Source organism: Micromonospora sp. LOL_021 (assembly GCF_048060215.1).
GTDB lineage: Bacteria > Actinomycetota > Actinomycetes > Mycobacteriales > Micromonosporaceae > Micromonospora_E.
In genome coordinates this window covers 1-7997 of sequence record NZ_JBHMIN010000096.1, presented here as the reverse complement: position 1 = coordinate 7997, position 7997 = coordinate 1, and the positions used below count along the sequence as shown (strand labels likewise).

The window sequence follows — 7997 nt, the reverse complement described above, 5'->3', positions numbered from 1 at the left end:
TCCTCCCGAGGAGCACACAGCCCCTCTGAGCTGGGATGTCCGTCAAACCGGGTCAGGCCCACTGAGACACCTCATCTGGCGAACTTGACGTACGTCAGCGTCACCTCAACGGTGCGCATGCCGGGTCACGCACAAATCCTGTCTGTCGGGCTTCACGCCAGGATGCGTCCGCTGGTCGATGGCCACGAGGTGGCCGTCGGACGAGTGGCGGGCACAGGCTCTGTTGAACTCGCGGGACCTGGGCGACGGAACGTACGAAATCCGGGGCGGCACCACCGGGTTACGGGAAGGGAAGCGGGTCAGGCGGTGGCGCTGGTGTCCTTGGTCGACGCGACGAACGACGACCAGGCGGCCGGGCCGAAGGTCAACGTACCGCCGGCACGGTCCTTGGTGTCGCGCACCAGGACCCGACCGGGAAGGTTGTCGGCCACCTCGACGCAGCTGTTTCCGCCGTTGGCCGATCGGCTGGACTTCCGCCAGCGCGGTCCACTTGCGCTCATCGATCATCCTCAGCATCAGATCCCGGGACTGCACCACCGGCAGCGCGAGTCCGTCCACGGATTCCCAGGCTAGTTCCAGCTCGGTCACATCGCCATGGCTGGACACCACGGTGCCCTTCAACTGGTTGTCCAGGTAGCCACAGCGCCGGCCGTCCGGCAGGCTGGCCAGCACGAACGCGCCGCCGAAACCGAGGTGCAGCCCGGCGTCGTCCGGCAGCACCCGGATTTTGACCGACGGACGGTGGCCGAGGTCCACCAGGTGGCCCAGTTGCTTCGTCATCACCTCGCGGGGGCCACGGCTGAGGGCGAACTCGTTGACAATGGCCGAGATCACCACCGGGTTGTCCCGGCCCAGCGTCGCGGCCTGCCGCTCCAGCCGGGTGCGCACCAGCTCGTCGACGCGCCCGTCGTTCATCGTGGAGGTCGCCAACACCGCCCGCATGTAGCCCTCGGACTGGAGCAGTCCGGGGACGAGCAGCGGCTCGTAGCTGCGCAGCAGCAGCGCCCGCCGCTCGTGCTCGACCCACGGACGCATCCACGGGTACCGGTCCTCCCGCGCCTCGGCCGACAGCTTGGCGAACTTGTCATCGGTGCCGAACACCCGGTCCAGGTTGGTGGCGGTGTCGGCCTGCGGGATGCGCCGCCCCGACTCGAATCCCGCGATGAGCGACTTGGACACCCGCAGCGCAGCGCCAAGCTGGCTCTGATTCATCCCACCGGCGATGCGAAGTCGCCGGATCTCGACGCTGAGTTCACTCATGTTTGGATCACCCCGGTGTCGTGGTGTGGTGGTTGTCCGCCGGGGTCATCCTCCACTGATCGGGACAGATAGTCCAGGATGGAACAGAAACTCGTGAAGAATCCTTAGCTGTGCAGAAATTCCAGCCGTCGAATTGATCAACAAGCAGATTCCGTCAAAAAACGACCCCCGGGGGAGATGATTCCCGAGGGTCGTTCACCTTTTCGTGCGACGACGGTCAGAAACGGCCCCAGTCGTCGGCGGCCGGTCGCCACACGTCGATGTTGCGCGGGTCGACGGCCATCCGCCGGGCCCGGTGCGTGGCGTGCTCCTCCGGGGTGAACACCCGGTGCCGGTCACACAGCTCGTAACGCGGCCCGTGCTTCGGGTCGTGCATGTAGAACGCGATCGACGTCGACGCCGAATGGTTGACCAGGTCGGAGGCGATCGGCACCTGCTTGTACTGGGCCCGGGCCCGACCGCGCATCACGTGGTCGAAGCTCTTCATCATGAAGCACAGGTGCGCGGCGTAGAACTCCTTGTTGCGCTGCAACGCCAGGCTGTGGTGGTAGCGGTCCTCGCAGCGCAGGAAGACGGTGACGTCGCCGACGTAGTCGCTGGGCAGGAAGCCGAGCACCTTGGTGTAGAAGTCGAGCGACTCCTCGTACTTGTCGGTGGCCAGGAACGGGTGCACCAGGTCGACCGGGCGAAGCTCGATCAACGGCGGTTCGGCGTACTCGACGAACTCGGTGAACAGTTCGACGATCAGCCCGTTGGGGTCGCGTACGGCGAATCCGCGCTGGCACAGGCCCTTCATCCGCTCGTGCAGTTCGAGCACCTCGTGGCCGGCGGCGACGACCCGCTCCCGCAGGTCGTCGAGGACCTCGTCGGACTCGACGCTGAACCCGACCGCGGTGGTCCACGACTCGGTGCGGTGCGGGGCGGCGATCAGCTCGATGCTGTGGTGCTCGATGTCGGCGCGCAGGAAGGCGTACTCGTCGTCGTGCTGCTCCAACTGCAGCCCGACGTGGTACTGCAGGAACTCGATGGAGGCGGCCAGATCCGGCACCTCGATCCGGGCGTACTCCATGCCGTAGGGCCCGCGACGGCGGGTGGCGGCCTCGGTGGACATCTGCGACCCCTTCATGGTGAGTTACGCGTCCCCGGCGGTGGGGATGCTGACGATGACCTGGCGTTGCACGACCGGGCGCCAGCGTTCCCGGACGAACCGCTCATGCGACTCGCTGTGCAGGTAGTCGAGCAGGTCCTGCTCGGTGGCGAACTCCACGACGAAACCGTGGGTCATCGTGGTGTCCCGGGTGCTGACGTTGACCCCGCTGCGCCAGTTGCGCATCGCCGGGTACTTGGTCGGGAAGGTGTCCAGCTCGGCGAGGACCGACTCGGCGACACCGGGCGGCAGGTCGTCGCGGAACTTGAACGCCAACATGTGGGTGATCACGACGGCGGCCCCCGCTACAGGATGAAGCTGAGTCGGGCGCCGGGGTCCATCGACTCCATCACCGGGATGGAGCGGCGGACCCGGAAGCGCAGCCCGTCGTCGTCGACCTTGAGCACGTGCTCGTAGCGGCCCACGTAGGTGTAGGCGCCGCCGTCGCGGTAGCGGTGGATGAGGAAGTTGGCGCTGATCCACACGGTCTCAGCGCCGGCCTCCAGCAGGATCACGTTGGAGACCATCCGATGGGTACGCGAGTGCGGGTTCTCGGCGTGCGCCTTGCGGCTCTTGAGCCGCTTCACCCGGGCCCGGATCAGGTCGTAGTCGTCGCAGACGAAGAATCCGGCGGTGGTGGCGTCCCAGCCGGCCCAGTCGGTGGTCGGCACCTCCATCCGGCCGTCCGGCTCGAACATGGTGAACCACTCGTCGAGGCGCCACTCGTCGAGCAGTTGCGCCTCCCGGTAGAGGAAGTCCTCCACCTGCGCCCGGGTCACCTCGCGGGCGCCCACGTTGATCACTGCTCCGCTGGTCGTCGAGGACATCGGGTCACTCCTTCCCGCTGATGGTGGGCGCGGCGGAGCCGCTGGTGGCTGCGGATCCGGCCGCGAGGACGGCAGACGGGCCGGGTGCGCCGGGGCCGGCCGGCGGGTCGCCGGCGACGGCGGTGGCCGCCCCGACCCGGTCGGCCCAGTGTCGCCAGAAGCTGCGCATCGCACCTTCGTCGATGGAGCGGCCCTGGTTGCCCTGCTTCTCGTTGGCCATGCCGCGCGACATGTCGGACCAGTCGTGGGCGGGGTCGGCAGAGTCGGCGGTGGCGACGATGCCGCGCTGCACCGCCTCGTACGCCTCGATGTCGTCGGGGGTGGCCAGGCCGCCGGGGCCGACGAAGCTGACCATGGTCTTGATCCGCAGCGCGCGGACCGACTCCGGCTCGCCGGTCTCGACGAACTGCCAGGCCCGCACGTCGGTGCGGTCCGGGGCGACCGGTTCGAGCTGGCGGATGGTCAGCGCTTCGAGGTCGAACAGCAGCAGGTTCGGGAAGACGAAGAGGATCCGGCTGGCGTCGGCGATCTCGGCGGCGAGCTCCGGCCCGAGCCGGGCGATCATCTCGTTGCGCTTGGCGACGGTACGGGCCTTTTCCTCGTCGCCGAAGCGCGGCTCCCAGACCATGCCGATCCGGCCGTTGTGGCCGGTGAGCACCAGCAGCCCGTGTCCGCCGCCGAGGTCGTAGGCGTACTGGTCGTCGTCGGTGACCGCGAACCCGGTTTCCCGCAGGTAGCCGACGAAGGTGTTGTGGGTTGGTGCGAAGTGGTAGCCGTCCATGGCGTTCTCGACGGCGAGTTTCCAGTTGCCCTTGACGCTGTAGAGCTGCACGCCGGGCAGGGTCTGCATGCCGTGCGCGCCGATCTTGGCGGTCAGCGACATGTAGTGCGCGGCCGGGCCGAGGTGGGTGAGCAGGTCGGGCACGTCGGGGTCGAACGCGATGAAGACGAAGCCCTCGTGGATCTGCAGCCGGGGCACCTGGCGCAGGCGCATCGACTCGCGGAAGCCGGGGTCGTCGGGGTAGCTCTCGTCGCCGGGCAGCGCGGCCAGGTCACCGGAGTTGCTGAACGCCCAGGCGTGGTAGAAGCACTGAAAGAATTTTGTGTTGCCCTCGTTGTGCCGGCACAGGATGGTGCCGCGGTGGGTGCAGGCGTTGAGGAAGACCTTGACCTCGCCGGCGGAGTCGCGGCAGAAGATCAGCGGACGGCCGCCGAGGGTGCGGGTCTTGAAGTCGCCGGCGTTGGGGATCTCGGTCTCGTGGCCGAGGTAGAGCCAGGTGTGGCCCCAGATCCTGGCGATCTCGTCGCGGAAGACACCCGGGTCGCGGTACGCCGAGCGGTGCACCCGAAAGCGCATCGCCTCCCAGTCCTCGTCGATCAGCGCGCCACCGTCGGCTCCGCCGAGCGGTCGCACCGGCGTCTGCTGCGTCATCACCCCACCGCCCTCTTTCGTCCCGTCCGCCCACCTCGGCGGTGCTACGTCATGCGAGACAGTGTCTCGCACTCCGATGCTGCTATCAGAGCCCTCCACCTGTCAAGAGCAGGGCATCTTCCGTGATCGGGTTACTCACTGTTAACAGGACAGCAACACGTTCCTGCGGGTTCGCCGGAAACGATCCGGTCATCCACCCGTCACCCCGGCCCACCAGCGGCACGCACCGCCGCGCGCCCTGCGCCAGCCGGCCGGGTACCCCATCCGGAGGAACCGATGCTCCAGCCGCACCAGGGACCGATCGCCGGCGCCCACTACCTGCCGACCACGCCCGAGACCTGCCTGTGGGGCCGGCTGCCCAACCGCAGCCACGCGCCGGTGCTGCGGGTCCGCTCCGGTGAGACCGTGACCATCGACACCCTCAGCCACGAAGGCATCCTCGAAGACCAGGGCCGCGACCCGGTCGGCTACCTCAAGCAGTACGACGTACCCGCCGACGGCGTCCTCACCGACGCCCGCGACCTGGCCGCCTCCGACGTCGCCCACGACTACGACGACGACGGCCCGCACGTGGTCACCGGCCCGATCACCGTCGACGGCGCGCAGCCCGGCGACCTGCTCCGGGTCGACGTGCTCGACCTGGCGATCCGGGCCCCGTACGGCTTCGTCAGCAGCCGGCACGGCTACGGTGCGCTACCCGGCGAGTTCCCGCTCACCCCGGCCGACACCGGGCCGGACAGCGACCCGCGCGCCTACGGCAGCGTCTGCCACTTCACCGAGGTCGCGTCCAGCGGCGGCCGGCTGTACGGCGTACTGCCGTTCGGCGCCGGCCGGGCCGCCCGGTTCCCACTCGCGCCGTTCCTCGGCCTGATGGGCGTCGCCGTCGACACCGACGAGATGGTGCACTCGGTGCCGCCCGGCGGGCACGGCGGCAACCTCGACATCAACGAACTACAGGTCGGCTCCAGCCTCTACCTGCCGGTGCAACTGCCCGGTGCCGGCTTCTACGCCGGCGACCCGCACTACGCCCAGGGCGACGGCGAGGTGGCGCTCACCGCCCTGGAGGCACCGCTGCGGGCCACGCTGCGGTTGAGCGTGATCCCGGCGGCACAGGCCGCCCTGCTGGTCGGCGCCGGCGAGGCCCCGCTGGCCGAGACCACCACCCACTGGATCCCGGTCGGCCTGGACGCCGACCTGAACGAGGCGATGCGCCGGGCGGTCCGGGCCGCTGTCGACTTCCTGGCCCGCACCCAGGGCATGCCGCGCGACACCGCCCTGGCCTACCTCAGCGCCGCCGCCGACTTCGAGGTCAGCCAGGTCGTCGACGCGGTCAAGGGCGTGCACTGCCTGATCCGCAAGGCCGACTTCCCCGCCCATATCTGACCCCGCCGCCACATCGCGGCACCTCGGCACTCCGCCGAGCAATCCCTTGCCATGATCATGTGAGCGCTGTGGACGTCATGATGCGATTGTGACGTCCACAGCGCTCACATGATCATGGACAACCGTTGCCTCGCAGGATCACCGGATGAGTCGAGCGTCAGCACCGCGAGCGGCAGCCAGGTGGTACCGGGGTCACTGGCGGTACGGCAACGACAACAGCGACGGCGACGAAGGACTGCTGCTGGCCACCTAGCCGACGGCGAGCACCTCGGCCCGGCGTGGGGCACTGGCCATCGCGCCGGGCCGGGTCACCGTCACCGCCGCCGCCCGGCTCGCCCAGCGGGCCGCGTCGTCGATCGCCGCACCGTCGAGCAGCGCGTCGGCCAGCGCCGCGCAGAACGTGTCCCCGGCGCCGGTGGCGTCCACCGCGTCGACCGGCTCGGCCGGCACCAGATGCTCCCGGTCGGCGGTCACCACCAGGGCACCGTCGACGCCGAGGGTCACCACCACCGGCCCCCGGGTCCCCAGCGACCGGGCCATCGCGGCCAGACCGGCGACGTCCTCCGACGGCCCGGCAGCCGCAGGCCCGGCACCTGCACCGGCCAGCGCCGCGAGTTCGCCCCGGTTGGGCACCAGCACGTCGACCCGGGCCAGGGTTCCCGGGTCGATCGGCCGGGCCGGTGCCGGGTTGACCACGACCAGGCCGCGGGCGGCGGCCACCGTCGCAGCCACCACCGCCGCATCGACCTCCTGCTGCAGCAGTACGGCCGCAGCGTCGCCGATCAGGTCTGCGTACGGCCGCAGGTGCTCCGGGGCGAGCCACATGTTGGCCCCGGAGCTGACCGCGATGGTGCTGTCGCCGTCGGCGGTGACCAGCACGATCGCCTGCCCGGTGGGGCGGGGCGCGCGTAGCACCGCCGCCGTGTCGACGCCCTCGGCGGCCAGCAGCCCGGTCAGCCACTGGCCTTCGGCGTCGTCGCCGACCGCGCCGACCATGGCCACCGAACGGCCCAGCCGGGCGGCGGCCACCGCCTGGTTGGCACCCTTGCCGCCGCCGGCCCGGGAATGGTCGGCGGCGCTGAGCACCGTCTGCCCGGCGGCGGGCAGCTCGTCGAGGGGCACCACCACGTCGACGTTGAGGCTGCCCACCACCACGATGTCGGGCATCGGCTCAGTCCTGCGCGGCGGGACGCCAGGCGTGCGCCAGGAAGTCGGCGCGCGGCGGGGCGAACACGTCCAGGTTGATGCACGGGCCCTCGGTCGGCTCGATGTAGTGCTCGGCACCGCGCGGAATCAGCAGCATCGACCCCGCGCCCATGTCGTGCGGTATGCCGTCGACGTAGTAGTTGCACCGCCCGCCGAGAATCATCACCAGCTGGTCGAAGTCGTCGTGGGTGTGCGGGTTGAGGGCCATGCCGACGGCGAGTTCGTGCCAGGCGAGGACCACCTCGTCGGTGGCGTACACCTTGCGTCGCACGCCGGGGCGCACGTCGGTGGCGGGGATCTCGTCCCAGTTGACCGAGGTGCGGTAGAGCTGCGGGTTCAGCACGTCCGGGCTCCCTTCGAGGGCTGGCTCAATTGTCGGTGGCGAGGTGGCGCAGGCCGGCACCGAGCAGCTGCAGGTCCGAGCCGGCGACCAGATAGTCGGCACCGGCGAGGCCGTACCGGCGCAGGGTGTCGTCGGCCCGGCCCGGCGCCCACCCGCCCAGGGTGACCCCGGCGGTGCGGGCCGCGTCGGCGATCTCACCGACCCGACGCAGCAGCGGCGCCTGGTCGTCGGTGGTGGCCAGGCCGAGGCTGACCGCCAGGTCGGTGGTGCCGGCGAACGCGACGTCGACACTGGCCGCACCCGGCCGGCGGCCGGCACCCGGGGTGCCGGCCGCGCCGGTCAGCGTTGGTGGTGTGGCCGCACCTGGACGGCTACCACCGGGTCGCCGGCTACGGCCCG

9 protein-coding genes and 1 pseudogene are annotated in these 7997 nt (G+C 70.2%); 1 reads left to right on the top strand and 9 read right to left on the bottom strand.

Annotated elements, in window-relative coordinates; genetic code table 11:
- Positions 1 to 299: 299 nt before the first annotated feature.
- The 6 genes and pseudogenes from ACFHWT_RS30795 to ACFHWT_RS30770 all read right to left on the bottom strand — a co-directional run bounded on the left by ACFHWT_RS30795 (position 300) and on the right by ACFHWT_RS30770 (position 4666).
- Entirely contained in the window at positions 300 to 500 is a 201-nt protein-coding gene (locus ACFHWT_RS30795; protein WP_416598153.1) for a DUF397 domain-containing protein, read from the bottom strand.
- Positions 501 to 525: 25 nt separating this feature from the next.
- Positions 526 to 1260: pseudogene (locus ACFHWT_RS30790) on the bottom strand (helix-turn-helix domain-containing protein); the annotation flags it as partial.
- A gap of 217 nt (positions 1261 to 1477) precedes the next feature.
- Positions 1478 to 2371 carry a VOC family protein gene (locus tag ACFHWT_RS30785; protein ID WP_416598152.1) on the bottom strand — a complete coding sequence of 298 codons (894 nt, stop codon included), beginning with the start codon at positions 2369 to 2371 and terminating at the stop codon, positions 1478 to 1480.
- A 21-nt stretch (positions 2372 to 2392) separates the two neighbouring features.
- A complete protein-coding gene (locus ACFHWT_RS30780) occupies positions 2393 to 2686 on the bottom strand; it encodes a Dabb family protein (protein WP_282231852.1) in 294 nt (97 codons plus the stop codon).
- Between the two features lie 26 nt (positions 2687 to 2712).
- A complete protein-coding gene (locus ACFHWT_RS30775; RefSeq protein WP_416598151.1) occupies positions 2713 to 3234 on the bottom strand; it encodes an aromatic-ring-hydroxylating dioxygenase subunit beta in 522 nt (173 codons plus the stop codon).
- Positions 3235 to 3238: 4 nt separating this feature from the next.
- A complete protein-coding gene (locus ACFHWT_RS30770; protein ID WP_416598150.1) occupies positions 3239 to 4666 on the bottom strand; it encodes an aromatic ring-hydroxylating oxygenase subunit alpha in 1428 nt (475 codons plus the stop codon).
- Between the two features lie 276 nt (positions 4667 to 4942).
- Between ACFHWT_RS30770 and ACFHWT_RS30765 the strand changes: the two genes are divergently transcribed.
- The gene (locus ACFHWT_RS30765) at positions 4943 to 6049 is read left to right on the top strand and encodes an acetamidase/formamidase family protein (protein ID WP_416598149.1); all 1107 of its coding nucleotides are present in this window, start codon (positions 4943 to 4945) and stop codon (positions 6047 to 6049) included.
- 249 nt (positions 6050 to 6298) lie between these two features.
- Here the strand turns inward: ACFHWT_RS30765 and ACFHWT_RS30760 are convergent, their stop codons facing one another.
- The 3 genes from ACFHWT_RS30760 to ACFHWT_RS30750 all read right to left on the bottom strand — a co-directional run.
- Complete coding sequence (locus tag ACFHWT_RS30760; protein ID WP_416598148.1) at positions 6299 to 7216, bottom strand: ribokinase; 918 nt, start codon at positions 7214 to 7216, stop codon at positions 6299 to 6301.
- Positions 7217 to 7220: 4 nt separating this feature from the next.
- Positions 7221 to 7598, bottom strand: a complete 378-nt coding sequence (locus ACFHWT_RS30755; RefSeq protein WP_416598147.1) for a cupin domain-containing protein — start codon at positions 7596 to 7598, stop codon at positions 7221 to 7223.
- A 25-nt stretch (positions 7599 to 7623) separates the two neighbouring features.
- A partial coding sequence (locus tag ACFHWT_RS30750) for a hypothetical protein (RefSeq protein ID WP_416598145.1) occupies positions 7624 to 7997 on the bottom strand: 374 nt, incomplete at its 5' end.